The sequence below is a fragment of the Mesorhizobium australicum genome, assembly GCF_900177325.1.
GTDB classification, from domain to species: domain Bacteria; phylum Pseudomonadota; class Alphaproteobacteria; order Rhizobiales; family Rhizobiaceae; genus Mesorhizobium_A; species Mesorhizobium_A australicum_A.
The window spans coordinates 1,027,882-1,041,029 of the sequence record NZ_FXBL01000004.1 but is presented as its reverse complement, the minus strand read 5'-3'; the positions used below and the strand labels follow the sequence as shown (position 1 = coordinate 1,041,029).

The following is a 13,148-nucleotide window of genomic DNA, read 5'->3' as shown; positions in this document are numbered from 1 at the left end:
TCGCCGATGAGCGCCAGCAAGCCGAGCGGAAAGGTCCTGCTCGCCATCACCGGATTCAATCCGCAGCAGTGGATGCAGCTCCTGTCCGCCCGGCGCAACGTCGTGCTGGAGCCGGACGGTCCCGCCGATCCGTCGATCGACTATGCCGTCGTCTGGAAGCAGCGGCCGCGCATCCTCGAGAAGCTGCCGAACCTCAAGGCGATCTTCTCGGTCGGCGCGGGGGTGGACCATCTCCTCACCGATCCCGGCCTGCCGCAGGTGCCGATCGTGCGCGTCGTCGCCGACAACCTGACGCAGTACATGACGGAATACGTCACCTGGCGGGTGCTCGACCACCACCGGCAGGGCGCGTTCTACCGGACCCAGCAGGCGAGGCGCACATGGTACGAGCCGCCGCAGCCCCCCGCCAGCGAGGTCAGCGTTGGCATCATGGGTCTCGGCAATCTCGGCCGCGCCAGCGCGAAGGCGCTGCTTGCGCTCGGCTTCAAGGTCAACGGTTGGTCGCGCACCCAACAGGAGATGGACGGCGTGACATGTTATGCCGGCGCATCCGGGCTGACGCCGTTCCTCAACGCCACCGACATCCTCGTCGTGCTCCTGCCTTATACGCCCGCCACGCACGGCATCATCGACTATTCGGTGCTCAAGCGGCTGCGACGCGACAACGGGCTCGGCGGTGCGTTCCTCATCAATGCCGGACGCGGCAGGCTGCAGAAGGAGGCAGACATCCTGCGCGCGCTGGAGGACGGCACGCTCAAGGAGGCGAGCCTCGACGTGTTCGAACAGGAGCCGCTGCCGAAGACGAGCCCGCTCTGGGACCATCCCCGCGTCTTCGTCACGCCGCACGCCGCGGCGACCTCCGATCCTGCCCATCTCGTCGGGCCGATGCTCGACCAGATGGACGCGCACGACCGGGGCGAGCCGCTCAGGAACCTCGTCGACCGCGACGCGGGATATTGAAGCTCAGGGCCGGCGGAAGCCGGTCGGCTGGCCGTAGAGATAGCCGATCCGCGACACCGCCTCGGCGAGCGGCTCCAGCGCGACCGTCATCGTATGGCCGTTGGCGTGGATGATCGTCTCGGGATCGGTCACGATCGCGACGTGCCCTTTCCAGAACACGAGGTCGCCCCGCCGCAGCGCCTCGCGCTGCGGATCGATCACCGTTCCGATCGTCTGCGCCTGCATGTCGGAATCGCGCAACACCTGCCTGCCCGCCATGCGCATCGACAGCTGCACCAGACCGGAGCAGTCGATGCCGAACGCGCTCGCGCCGCCCCAGAGATACGGCGTATGGATCAGCCGCTCGGCGATGGCGACATAGTCGGCGGCGGTCTCGTCCGCCGGGCGGACATGCCCCGCAATCACCGCCTCGCCCGACGGCAGCAGCGCATAGTTCGTGCCCCGGCGCTCCTCAAGGCCGACGATCTCGACGGACGAGCCCATCGACAGGACGGAGGTCGGGACGGTCTTCAGGTCGGGCAGCGGATAGACGAAGGTGCGCGGCGCGGAGACGACGTGCCTGGACTTCGAAAAACCCTCGGCGAGCCCGTTCGAGCCGACATAGCCGACATATCCGTCCATCCGCGCCTGGACCCAGGCGAAGCCCTCATCCTCGTCGAAGACGAGCACATCCTGGCCGGACAGGAGCTGCGTGTCGATGCCGGCCTCCAGGCTCGGCCTGCGCCGCATGTCGAGCACGGGTGCGCGAACATGGGCGGCACGGCCTGAGACGAAGGCGGGCGCCTCGACCTGGCCTTCGAGCCGCTTGTCGGCGAGGTCCTCGCGAAACGCGTTCAGCCGTCGGTCGAGTACGGTCAAAGCGGCAACTCCTTGGCTCTGGCGATGATAACGTCGCCGAAGCGTTCGAGAAAGAGCGCTCCCTCGATCGTCCGCTTCACCAGCACGTTGCGCCTGTCCTCCTCGTCGCGATGACGCGAAACGAGCTTCAGGGCGCCCATTGTGTCGAGCGCGCGCGTGACGACCGGCTTGGTCACCCCGAGCGCGGCCGCGAGCCCTCGCACCGTGTGCGGAGGCGGTTCGAGATAGACGGTGAGCAGGATCGCCAACTGTCGGTGCGACAGGTCCGGCATTCCCGCATTCACCTCGGACAGCGCGACGCTCTGCCAGAGCCGCAAGGCCTGGCTGGGCCGCAGGTTCACCGCCATGGACCGGGATCATCCTGTTATTGTTTCGGACCCGTTCCATTCAACGCCCGAACGCCGGGCGATGCAAGGGGCTCAGGCGCGATAGCGCTCGGAAATCACCTTCTCCAGCGCCCGGATCGCCATGCCTTCGCCGCCCGCGATCCCGTGCGGACGGTCGACCGGATTCCAGCCGAAAATGTCGAAATGCGCCCACGACTTCGTCTGCTGGACAAAGCGCTTCAGGAACAGCGCCGCGATGATGGAGCCGGCGAAGCCATCGGTGTTGGTGTTGTTGATGTCGGCGACCTTCGAGGAATACTTGCCGTCGTACGGCATCCAGAGCGGCAGGCGCCAGAGCGGGTCGGCGGCGGTGGCCGCGGCTCTGGCGAGGTCGGCGGCCAGCGCCTCGTCGTCGGTGAAGAAGGGCGGCAGGTCCGGCCCAAGCGCCACGCGCGCAGCACCGGTGAGCGTCGCCATGTCGACCATCAGCTCCGGCGCTTCCTCGTCGCCATAGGCAAGCGCGTCACCGAGGATCAGCCGCCCCTCGGCATCCGTGTTGCCGATCTCGACGGTCGTGCCCTTGCGGCTCCTCAGGATGTCGCCCGGGCGGAACGCGTTGCCGGCGATCGAATTCTCGACCACGGGCAGCAGGACTCTGAGCCGCAGCGGCAGCTTCGCTGCCATGATCATGTGGGCGAGGCCCATCACATTGGCGGCACCGCCCATGTCCTTCTTCATCAGCAACATGCCCGACGCCGGTTTGATGTCCAGGCCGCCGGTGTCGAAGCAGACGCCCTTGCCGACCAGCGTCACCTTCGGGGCATCCTCCCTGCCCCAGCGGATGTCGATCAGCCGCGGCGCCTGCGCAGAAGCCCGACCCACGGCATGGATCATCGGAAAGTTCCGTGCCAAAAGCTCGTCGCCCGCAATGACTGCGACCTCCGCGTCATGCGTCGCGGCGAGCCTGCGCGCCGCGGCCTCCACATCGTCCGGCCCCATATCGTTCGTCGGGGTGTTGATGAGGTCGCGCGCGAGGAACACGCCCTCCGCCAGGCGTTCGGCGCGAGCCCTGTCGACGCCCTCTGGCGCGGCGAAGCGGATCTCGCGATGCGGCTTGCGGCCATAGGCGGTGAAGGCGTAGCCGCCAAGCAGGAGGCCGAGGACCGCGTTTTCGCCGTCCGCCAGCGCCGTCGCGAAGTGCCAGTCGCCTTCGGGCAGCGTGCGGGCCAGTGCCCCGGGAAGCAATGGCAGGTGTCCGCCCGTCTGGTCGCCGAGACCGAACAATGCGCCGGACACGTTCCCGTCGCCATCCGCGAGCAGCAGCGTCCGCCCTTCCTCGCCGGTGAACGCATTCGCCTTCGCCCAGGCGATCGCCGCGGCGGGAAGATCGGATTTTTCGAGCGCGCCCTTCGCCACCAGATGAACGGGGCGAGAAAGCGAGGAACGATCGGCGACGAGAGTGACGGGCATTGCTTGGCGGATCCGGTGGGGAATTCTTAACGGGAGCGAGTCGCGATATTAACCATCCATTAGGGTTAACGGAATATTTCTCCGGGCAGGAAGGCCGCTTCGACGGTCGAGATATTCCTTCCGGAGGCCTCATGTCCGCTGCCCGTTCCGCGACCCTTTTCGGACGCAAGCTTGCAACGGCGGGCGCCGTGATCCTGCTCGCGGCGACGATGGCCGGCTGCGCCAGCAAGAGCAGCATGACCACCGGCTCGGTGAACCGCTCCTTCGGCAAGTCCTTCGACCGCATGTCGACGGGCGAGCTCGAGAGCGCCGCGGACAAGCTCGGCAGGGACTATGCGAAATCGCCGAACGACAAGGCGACGGCGATGGCCTATTCCAACGTGCTGCAGATGAACGGCCGCGCCGACCAGTCGCTCGCCGTGATGCGTAAGCTTGCCATCGCCTATCCGAAGGATCGCGAGGTGCTCGCCGCCTACGGCAAGTCGCTTGCCGCGATCGGCCAGTTCGAGCAGGCGCTCGACGCCATCCGCCGCGCCCAGACGCCCGAATATCCGGACTGGAAGCTCCTGTCGGCCGAGGCCGCGATCCTCGACCAGCTCGGCCAGTCGGCCAATGCGCGCCAGCTCTATCGCAAGGCGCTCGATCTCAAGCCCGACGAGCCGACCATCCTGTCCAATCTCGGCATGTCCTACCTGCTCGAAGGCGACCTCAAGACCGCCGAAATGCACATGCGCACGGCGGCCCAGCGGCCCGGCGCCGACAGCCGCGTGCGGCAGAACCTCGCTCTGGTCGTCGGCCTGCAGGGGCGTTTCGACGAAGCCGAGCAGATCGCCCGCCAGGAACTCTCGCCCGACCAGGCACAGGCCAACGTCGCCTATCTCCGGTCCATGCTCGCCCAGCAGAACGCCTGGAACGAGCTGAAGGACGAGAAGGAAAAGAAGAACACCAACTGACCCCGAAGCGGGAACCCTTGGGCGACGCTCCTGGTTGACGGACAAGTCAGCCAATAGGAGGGTTCGATGCGCGCCTATGCCCGCTTCGCCGCGATGATCGCCGTTTCGACAGTGGTGATGTATTCGCTGACATATGTGAATGTCTACCAGGTCAGTCACATCCGCTGGAGCGAGACCAGGCTCTATATGGCCTTGATCATGGGCTCGGCGATGGCCGTCGTCATGCTGTCCTTCATGCTGCACATGTATACGGTTCGCCTGGCAAACCTCGTCATCCTGTCGGTGGCGGCGCTGGTCTTCGCCGGATCGGTCTACCTCGTGCGAAGCCAGGTTTTCGTAGGCGACACCTCATGGATGAGGGCGATGATCCCGCATCACTCCATTGCCATCCTGACGAGCGAGCGGGCGAACCTGACCGATCCCCGCGTTAGGGATTTGGCAGCGCGGATCGTCGAGGCGCAGCGGAGGGAGATCAGTGAAATGGAAAAGCTGATCGACGACATCGAGCGCGGGCGCTAGGCGCGGCAAAGGCAGAGCCCTGACAAGCCTAGTTGCTGCTCGATTCCTTCTTGTCGCCGAAGATGCCGCGCTCGGAGACCTGGATGCCGGCAGGGCCGAGGATCACGCAGAACAGCACCGGCAGGAAGAACAGGATCATCGGCACGGTGAGCTTCGGCGGCAGGGCCGCGGCTTTCTTCTCGGCCTCGTTCATCCGCATCTCGCGGCTTTCGTTGGCGAGCACACGCAACGCGGTCGCGATCGGCGTGCCGTAGCGCTCCGCCTGGATCAGCGCCTGGGCGACGCCCTTGACGCTTTCGAGGCCGGTGCGGTTGGCGAGGTTCTCGTAGGCCTGGCGACGCTCCTGCAGGAACGACAGTTCAGCGTTCGTCAGGATGAACTCTTCCGCCAGCTCGACCGACTGCGCGCCGATCTCGTCTGCGACCTTGCGCATGGCGGCCTCGATCGACATGCCCGATTCGACGCAGATCAGCATCAGGTCGAGCGCATCGGGCCAGGCCTTCTGGATCGACGCCTTGCGCTTGGAGGCCCGGTTCGAGACGTAGAGCACCGGCGCGTAGAATCCCGCATAAGCGAAGAGGATGCAGACGAAGAGCTTCACGAAGGCCGGCTGCTTGGGGAGGCCGCCGAGCAGGAAGACGTAGGCAGCCGCGAGGGCAAATCCGACAAACGGCAGAACCAGCCGGAAGAACAGGAATTTTGTCAGCGGGTTCTGGCCGCGGAAGCCAGCGAGCCGCAACTTTGCGACTGTCGCTTCGTCGGCAAGTGCCCGGCGCAGGTCCAGTCGCTCGACGATCTGCTTCATGCCGACGGACTGTTCCTCGCGCAGGCCGCGGCGGCGCTTGTCGGCCTCGGCGGCGAGACGCGCGCGCTGCTTGGCGCGCAGTTCGTCGCGCTCGAGCGCAACGGTCTTCATGCGCGTCTTCAGCGTATTGCCCGCAAGCGACGGCATCAGCGTGAACAGCGTCGCGAAGACCGCGATGCCGACGAACACGGCGATGAGAAAGGCAGGATCCGAGATCGACTTGGACAGCTGGGTGAACATGCGACGCTACACCTCGAAGTTCATCATCTTCCGCATCACGAAGATGCCGATCGACATCCAGACGGCGGAAAAGGCGAGGATCATGTGGCCCGACGACGTGGTGAAGAGCGGCATGATGTAGTTGGGGGAAGACAGGTAGACGAGGAAGGCCACGATGAAAGGCAGCGAGCCAATGATGACCGCCGAGGCCTTTGCCTCCATCGACAGCGCCTGGACCTTGGCCTTCATCTTCTTGCGATCGCGCAGCACGCGCGAAAGGTTGCCCAGCGCTTCCGACAGGTTGCCGCCGGCCTGCTGCTGGATCTGGATGACGATGCCGAAGAAGCCGGCCTCCGGGCACGGCATCGTCTCGGTCATGCGCATCGCCGCCTCCGGGATCGAGAGACCGACCTGCTGCGCATCGACGATGCGGCGAAACTCCGTCTTCACAGGCTCCTGCGCCTCGTTGGCGATCAGCCGGATGCCGTCGTTGAGCGGGAGGCCGGACTTCACCGCGCGGACGATGATGTCGAGCGCGTTCGGAAACTCGTTGAGGAAAGCCTTCACCCGCCGTCCGCGCCGGAACGAGACGAACCAGCGCGGCAGGCCCAGCGCGCCCACCAGCAGGGCGCCGGGAACGGCCCAGACTGGCGCTCCGCCCAGAAAGGCCAGCGCCGCCAGGACCACGCCGCAAACGACGGAATAGAGGTAGAACTTTTCCATCGAGACCGTCATGCCGGCCTGGCGGATCTGCACCTTCAGCGGCGGCTTCTTGACCACCTGGTCGCGTGACTTCTGCTTGTTTTCCAGATCCTTGAGCGAATCCTGGACCGATTTGCGCCGCTTGGCTGCCTCGGCGGCGCGGTCGCGCGTGGCGGCCACGATGCTGCGGTCCGTCTCCGCCCGCTTGATCGTCTCCAGCCGCTTCTCGGTCTTTTCCTCGCTCTGGATGCGGTTGAACATCAGCGCATAGGCGACCGCGCCGGCGCTCACACCCGCAAGCGCGATGAAGGCGAGGATCGTTGTGTCTATGCCGAACATCTCATGCCGCTCCCGCGCAGGGACTGCGCTCAGTCAGTCTGCTTTTCCATGGCTTCCAGCGCCTTGGCGAGCCGGGCCTCCTCGCCGTAGTAGCGGGCCCGCTCCCAGAACCGCGGCCGGCCGACGCCGGTCGAGACATGCTCGCCGATCAGGCGGCCATGCGCATCCTCGCCCTTCAACTTGTAGAGCACGATGTCCTGCGTGATGATCACGTCGCCTTCCATGCCGATCACCTCGGTGATGTGGGTGATGCGGCGGGAGCCGTCGCGCAGGCGCGCGGCCTGGATGATGACGTCGACCGAGCCGACGATGATCTCGCGCACGGTCTTCTGCGGCAGCGAGAAGCCGCCCATGGCGATCATCGATTCCATACGGTTGAGGCATTCGCGCGGGCTGTTCGAGTGGATCGTGCCCATCGAGCCGTCGTGGCCGGTGTTCATCGCCTGCAGAAGGTCGAACACCTCCGGTCCGCGCACCTCGCCGACGATGATCCGCTCGGGACGCATGCGCAGGCAGTTCTTGACCAGATCGGTCATCGTGATCTTGCCCTCGCCTTCGAGGTTCGCCGGGCGGGTCTCAAGACGCACCACGTGCGGCTGCTGCAGCTGCAGTTCCGCGGAGTCCTCGCAGGTGATGACGCGCTCGTCGCGGTCGACATAGTTGGTCAGGCAGTTGAGCAGCGTCGTCTTGCCGGAGCCGGTGCCGCCCGAGATGATGACGTTGCAACGCACGCGGCCGATGATCTTGAGCACCTCCGCGCCTTCCGGCGAGATGGCGCCGAACTTGACGAGCTGGTCGAGGGTCAGCTTGTCCTTCTTGAACTTGCGGATGGTGAGGGCCGCGCCATCGATGGCGAGAGGCGGCGCGATGACGTTGACGCGGGAGCCGTCGGGAAGGCGCGCGTCGCAGATCGGCGAGCTCTCGTCGACGCGGCGGCCGACCTGGCTGACGATGCGCTGGCAGATATTCAGGAGCTGCTGGTTGTCGCGGAAGCGGATCGAGGTCTGCTCGACCTTGCCGTTCACTTCGATGAACACCTGCTTGGCGCCGTTCACCATGATGTCGGCGATGTCGTCGCGTGCCAGCAGCGGCTCCAGCGGGCCGTAGCCCAGCACGTCGTTGCAGATGTCCTCGAGCAGGTCTTCCTGCTCGGCGATCGACATCGCGAAGTTCTTGATCGCAATGATGTCGTTGACGATGTCGCGGATTTCCTCGCGCGCGCTTTCGGGCGACAGCTTGGCGAGCTGCGACAGGTCGATCGTGTCGATCAGGGCCGAGAAGACCTGACTCTTGGTGTCGTAATAGGCCTCGGAACGCTCGCGCGGACCGGCGGGACGCATCGGCTGAAGCGCGGGCGGAGCGGATTCGAAGCGTTTCGCAGCGACCGGCGCCGGAGCCGGCTCCGGTGCGGGGCGCGGTGCTGCCGGCGCTTCCGTCTTGACGGTCGTGGTCGAGGCGACGGACGGCGGCGGACGCGTGTCCACGCCGCCAAAGCCGCCCTCACTGCCTCTTTTCCCAAACATGCGACGAGATCCGTTCCGTTTGAGGGCTTACTTCTTCTTGCCGAGCTTCAGGCGGGCGAGCACCTGCTCGATGCCCGGCTTCTTCTTCGCCTTGATCTCCGCGCGACCGGTGACGATGTGCGCCACCTCGTTGATCATGCCCACGATCGGGCTTTTCGCGTCCATCTCGCCCAGCATTCGGCCGTTGTTGGAGGCATTGCCGAACAGGAGAGGATCGAAGGGGATGACCGCCATCGGCGTGATGCCGAGCGGCTCGGCGAAGTCGGCCGCGGTGATCTCGGGGCGCTTCGGCACGCCCGCCTGATTGAGTACCAGCTTCGGAAGCGCATCGTTGGGGCGCAACTTCTTCAGCATGTCGACGAGGTTCTTGGTGTTGCGCAGATTGGCCAGTTCCGGCGTCGCGGTGATGACGATCTCGTCGGCCTGCATCAGCGTCGTCTTCGCCCAGCCGGACCAGACATGCGGAACGTCCAGCACGACGATCGGCGCGCTGCGCTGCGCGACGTCGATGATCTGCGAGAAGGCGTCCGGATCGAAGTCGTAGATCCGGTCGAGGGTGGAAGGCGACGCGAGCAAGGACAGATGCTCGGCGCACTGGGCGAGAAGCCGGTCGAGATAGGTCTCGTCGATGCGTTCGGGCGAGAACACCGCCTCAGCGATGCCCTGGGCCGGGTCCTGGTCGAAATTGATGTTGGCGGTGCCGAAGGCCAGGTCTAGGTCGGCGACGACGACCTCCGACTTGAACAGGGTGGAGACGCTCCAGGCGACGTTGTGGGCGATCGTAGAGGAGCCTACGCCGCCCTTGGCGCCGACGAACGCGATCGTTCGGCCGAGAGGTTCGGCTTCCGGATTGACGAAGATGTTGGAGATCACCGCCAGGATGTCGGCCATCGAGATCGGCGCGACGACATATTCGGAAATGCCTGAGCGGATCAGTTCCCGGTAGAGCCAGATGTCGTTGTAGTGGCCGATCACAACGACCTTGGTGGTCGGGTCGCAGACCTCGGCCAGTCCGCGCAGGCTGTCGAGCATCTCGCGCGGTTCGCGGCGCGATTCCAGCAGGATCAGGTTCGGCGTGGGCGCCGTCCGATAGAACTCGACCGCCGTCTCCAGGCCGCCCATGTGCACCTTCAGGTGGGTCTTGGCCATGCGGCGGTCCTCGCCGGCCCGCTCGATGGGCCGCGCGACGCCTTCGGTCTCGCAGAAGGCCTGGATCGAAATCCGCGGAAGCGGACGAAGCGCCTCCATCGCTCCGAAATCGTCGCCGCGGTCCGGCAGCGCCTGGGTCTCGTAGGCAAGATTGCTCATGGTCCTCTCCCGCCTAGTAGCCCGTTTCCGGCTCGAAGATGGTGTCCTTGGTCTGGTATTCGCCGATCGCCACCGTGCGGTTCTCGGCGTCGATCTCGCTTGGCCGCCGCGGGCCGACCAGATCGTTCGGATTCGCCACCTGCGCGGCGAGATTGTTCTGGTACGAGCAGCCGAAATTCGCCCAATGCTTGTTGTCGGACGTCTTCAGCATGTCGTCCGGCCAGCGGCCGCACTTGTCCGTAGTCGCCTTCACGACACTGAAGGAGACGCGGATCGGCGCGGAGACGTCGGGCGCATCGACGGCGTAATGCGCGATCTCGACGTTGCGGACGCCGCTCTTGCGAAGGAAGCGGGCGATGTCGGAAGCGACGTTGGTCGCCGCCGCCGCATTTCCCGATCCCGACGGCGCCAGCACCAGCACGGGCGGCGCCGCGGACCGGTCGTAGCGATACATCAGCCCGTCGACCGCATCGCGTTGTCCACGCGTCATGCTGAAATCGCTCGACGCCACCGCGATATCGATCGATTCCGTCGCCTCGCCGACCACGATGGGATGGTTGGTGCGGTAATCGTCAGGGATCGACCCGACCTCGATATGGTCGCGCTTGACGAGCGCGCAGCCCGAGGCGAGGCCCGCCGTGAGGACGAGGAGGAGCGGAAGGGAAAGTCGGCGCACCGGAGATCTCCGATCGGACGTGGAAACTGTGAGGGTCATGGTGCCGGTCTCCATCTCACTTGTAGATGTAGCCGACGACGCCGTGGTAGCGGCCGTTGGGCTTGTCGGTCTTCATGGTGCCGTAGACGCGGTTCACGCGGCCAAGGAAATTCGCGGCGCCGTCGCTGGCCGGATTGAAGTTGTCGTCCGGCTTCGCCAGCGCGGTCCGGGCGACCGGGCGGGAGAGATAGGGCGTGACGATGATGACGAGTTCGGTCTCGTTGCGGACGAAGTCGCGGCTGCGGAACAGCGTGCCGAGCACCGGGATCTTGCTGACGCCCGGCATGCCGCTGATGGCCTGCCGCACATCGTCTCTGACGAGGCCGGCGATCATCATCGATCCCCCCGAAGGCAACTCGACCGTTGTGTCGGCAAGACGCTTACGGATCGACAGAAGGGTCGCCCCCCGCTTCTGCTCCGCCGTCGACACCGTGATTGCGGCTTCGGTGGTAGGCTCCGACACGCTCGTGCGAACCTTCAGGCTGATGCGCCCGGGCGAGAGCACCACCGGCTTGAACTCAAGACCGATGCCGTATTCGATGACATCGACCTTTGTCGCGGCCTGCCCAGTGTCGACACTGTAGGTGGAGCCACTGAGTAGATTGAATTCTCCGCCGACGCGGAAGGTGGCCTGCTCGCCGGAAACGGCGGTTAATGTCGGTTCCGCCAGCGTCTTCATCACGCCGGCCTGCTCCATTGCATTGATGTAGGCTTGGATCATCGAGCCACCGATGGAGAAACCGGAAGTGCTTAGCGGTGCTCCGAGCCCCATAATGTTGTCGCCGATCGCACCCCAAGAAATGCCGTTGCTGCTGCCCTCGGCGATCATGTTGACGCCGAGCTGCTTCATGACCGTGCGGCTGACCTCGGCAACCGTGACCTTGAGCGTCACCTGGTCCTCGCCGATGATCTTGATCATGTTCACGATCTGGCTGACCTGGCGCTCCGAGTCCGGGTTGTTGATGTCGACGCCGCCCGCGGCATCTCCGCCGGCAGCTGTCTGTGAGTACTGTCCGGTCGTCGCTTCACCGCCGGTCACGAAGATTTGGGCCAGACGGGCGGCGCGTGTCGCATCCAGCGGTGTCTCGACGGTACCGGTAAGGACCACGTTGTCGTTGATCAGCTCGACGGAAATGTCCGAATTCGGAATGAACCGCTTCAGATGCTCCTCGAGACCCGCCACGTCGCGCTCGACCGCGAGGTCGAGGCTGACGATCTGCTGGCCATTGGGACCGAAGACGAAGATGTTGGTCTCGCCCACCGCCTTGCCGAAGAGATAGATGCGGCGCGCCGTGCGCGTCACGGCGTCGGCCACGGCCGGATTCGCGACGAGGATGTCGTAGGCATCGTTCGGAAGATCGATCACCACGGACTTATTCAGGCCCAGTTTGATGCGCTCACTTGCGCCCGACGTCGAGCGTATGGAAATGCCGCCATCCTTGGCCAGGGCGGGCGAGGCGAGGAATGGCGCCATCACCGTCGACGGGAAGGTTCCTGCGGCCAGAGCCGCCAGGACGATACCCGAGGCCTGCAGGCGGCAAAGCTTCCCAAGCTTGGCGATCGAAGTTCTCGATTTCATCTTCACTTGCGAGCCCCCTCTTCCGACACCACACCGCTCTTGATCAGCCGCACCGTGCCGCGACGACCGTTGCCCGAAATGAGGTAGTCGGCTTCGTCCAGATTGGCTTCCTGGGTATCGACGACCGAGCGGAGCGCGAGCGTGAGCCGGTCGGCCATCTGCTGCGCAACGGTGATGATCTCCGCTTGCTGCGGCGTCAGCTCCAGGGTGGCGGTGTCACCGACCTTCACCTTGCGGCCCTCCTCGTTCTCCTGGATGGCCTGGTCGATGGCGAGCACGCGGATGTTCTTGAGGATCGTCTCGGTAACGAAGCCCTGGGCGCCGCCGGTATCCGAACGGCGCGTCATGATCACGTCGACATAGTCGTTGGGCAGGATGAAGCCGCCGGCGGAGGTATCTGCCGCGATCTGGGTGGCGACGGCACGCTTGCCCGAGGGCAGGATCGCCGACATGAAGCTCTGGCCCTGTCCGATCAGTTTCGATTTGCGCAGCGGCTCGCCCTGATACATCGCGAGCCGGGCAACCGAGCCCTTCAACTGCTCGAGCGCCTCCGGCTCCTTGTCGCGTGTCACGAAGTATTCGCTGACCGTGTTGCTGGGCCAGGCCTGCCATTCGAGCTGGTTCTCGATCGTCGCGCCCATGGGCAGATCGCTGGCGAGCACAAGAACGTCGACCGTCTTGATCGCCGGCGCGCTTGGCGCCGCGTTAACGACCACCTGCGGCGCGGGGGCCTTCGACATGTTCTTTGCGATAAATCCCGCACCGCCCGCCGCCATGACGGCGACGCCTGCGATGATTATTCGAGATGCAACCATGTCGGACCCCACCCACGGCAAGCCAATTCACCCGGGGCCGACAATGGGGTGGCAATC

The 13,148-nt window shown here is 65.2% G+C and carries 13 protein-coding genes; 3 read left to right on the top strand and 10 right to left on the bottom strand.

The window, feature by feature from the left end; all coding sequences use genetic code 11:
- Positions 1-6 precede the first annotated feature (6 nt).
- A complete protein-coding gene (locus tag B9Z03_RS07480; RefSeq protein ID WP_085463632.1) occupies positions 7-960 on the top strand; it encodes a 2-hydroxyacid dehydrogenase in 954 nt (317 codons plus the stop codon).
- A gap of 3 nt (positions 961-963) precedes the next feature.
- Here the strand turns inward: B9Z03_RS07480 and B9Z03_RS07475 are convergent, their stop codons facing one another.
- The 3 genes from B9Z03_RS07475 to B9Z03_RS07465 form a co-directional block, all read right to left on the bottom strand.
- Entirely contained in the window at positions 964-1,818 is an 855-nt protein-coding gene (locus B9Z03_RS07475; protein WP_085463631.1) for a C40 family peptidase, read from the bottom strand.
- Positions 1,815-2,165: a MarR family winged helix-turn-helix transcriptional regulator gene (locus tag B9Z03_RS07470; RefSeq protein WP_085463630.1), complete on the bottom strand. Its 351-nt coding sequence runs from the start codon at positions 2,163-2,165 to the stop codon at positions 1,815-1,817. The genes B9Z03_RS07475 and B9Z03_RS07470 overlap by 4 nt, the downstream gene beginning before the upstream one ends.
- Positions 2,166-2,237: 72 nt before the next feature.
- Positions 2,238-3,614, bottom strand: a complete 1,377-nt coding sequence (locus tag B9Z03_RS07465) for a leucyl aminopeptidase family protein (RefSeq protein ID WP_085463629.1) — start codon at positions 3,612-3,614, stop codon at positions 2,238-2,240.
- Between the two features lie 131 nt (positions 3,615-3,745).
- On the opposite strand from B9Z03_RS07465, the gene B9Z03_RS07460 reads away from it, so the two are divergent.
- Together B9Z03_RS07460 and B9Z03_RS07455 are read left to right on the top strand one after the other, a co-directional pair.
- Entirely contained in the window at positions 3,746-4,567 is an 822-nt protein-coding gene (locus tag B9Z03_RS07460) for a tetratricopeptide repeat protein (protein ID WP_085463628.1), read from the top strand.
- A gap of 66 nt (positions 4,568-4,633) precedes the next feature.
- Entirely contained in the window at positions 4,634-5,086 is a 453-nt protein-coding gene (locus B9Z03_RS07455) for a DUF305 domain-containing protein (RefSeq protein WP_085463627.1), read from the top strand.
- Positions 5,087-5,114: 28 nt separating this feature from the next.
- On the opposite strand, the gene B9Z03_RS07450 is transcribed toward B9Z03_RS07455, so the two are convergent.
- The 7 genes from B9Z03_RS07450 to cpaB are packed head-to-tail and all read right to left on the bottom strand — an operon-like array spanning position 5,115 to position 13,091.
- The gene (locus B9Z03_RS07450) at positions 5,115-6,131 is read right to left on the bottom strand and encodes a type II secretion system F family protein (protein WP_085463626.1); all 1,017 of its coding nucleotides are present in this window, start codon (positions 6,129-6,131) and stop codon (positions 5,115-5,117) included.
- Between the two features lie 6 nt (positions 6,132-6,137).
- On the bottom strand, positions 6,138-7,151 hold the full coding sequence (locus tag B9Z03_RS07445) for a type II secretion system F family protein (RefSeq protein WP_085463625.1): 1,014 nt from the start codon (positions 7,149-7,151) through the stop codon (positions 6,138-6,140).
- A gap of 29 nt (positions 7,152-7,180) precedes the next feature.
- Positions 7,181-8,674 (bottom strand): CpaF family protein, encoded by a 1,494-nt coding sequence (locus B9Z03_RS07440; protein WP_085463624.1) that lies wholly within the window; start codon positions 8,672-8,674, stop codon positions 7,181-7,183.
- Between the two features lie 27 nt (positions 8,675-8,701).
- The gene (locus tag B9Z03_RS07435; protein ID WP_085463623.1) at positions 8,702-9,982 is read right to left on the bottom strand and encodes an AAA family ATPase; all 1,281 of its coding nucleotides are present in this window, start codon (positions 9,980-9,982) and stop codon (positions 8,702-8,704) included.
- A gap of 13 nt (positions 9,983-9,995) precedes the next feature.
- Positions 9,996-10,658 (bottom strand): CpaD family pilus assembly protein, encoded by a 663-nt coding sequence (locus tag B9Z03_RS07430; protein WP_244561682.1) that lies wholly within the window; start codon positions 10,656-10,658, stop codon positions 9,996-9,998.
- Positions 10,659-10,713: 55 nt separating this feature from the next.
- Positions 10,714-12,276 (bottom strand): type II and III secretion system protein family protein, encoded by a 1,563-nt coding sequence (locus tag B9Z03_RS07425; RefSeq protein WP_085463621.1) that lies wholly within the window; start codon positions 12,274-12,276, stop codon positions 10,714-10,716.
- Between the two features lie 2 nt (positions 12,277-12,278).
- The gene (gene cpaB, locus B9Z03_RS07420; protein ID WP_085463620.1) at positions 12,279-13,091 is read right to left on the bottom strand and encodes a Flp pilus assembly protein CpaB; all 813 of its coding nucleotides are present in this window, start codon (positions 13,089-13,091) and stop codon (positions 12,279-12,281) included.
- Positions 13,092-13,148 lie beyond the last annotated feature (57 nt).